This is a genomic window from Bacillus sp. JJ1764 (genome assembly GCF_036962145.1).
Lineage (GTDB): Bacteria > Bacillota > Bacilli > Bacillales > Cytobacillaceae > Neobacillus.
Window position 1 is genome coordinate 1 of record NZ_JBALNY010000233.1, and the last position, 295, is coordinate 295.

The window sequence follows — 295 nt, forward strand, 5'->3', positions numbered from 1 at the left end:
ACATGGATGTCAGCGTGCCTAATAAAAAATACTCGGCCCAATTTCGGTCATCCATTTGCTTAAACCTAGCAATTGATTTGGCAGCAACGATAAATCCAATTGCTGGGTAGGCGTTATAAAAGGTCATGATTAAAACTAGCATTCTTTCAATATAGCCAATAATTTTTCCACGGCTAAGATCATTCTCGCTAAAAATCGGATAATGGAATTCCTCTGTTACGCCAATATTCCCCTTCTTATGGAATAACTTTTCCTCCATGCCAGTTTTATAAGAATATTTTCCTTCAAAGGTCAA

Annotated in this window: 1 pseudogene; it reads right to left on the reverse strand. The window is 36.9% G+C overall.

The window, feature by feature from the left end:
- A pseudogene (locus tag V7083_RS22980) lies at positions 1 to 295 on the reverse strand (DUF3307 domain-containing protein); the annotation flags it as partial.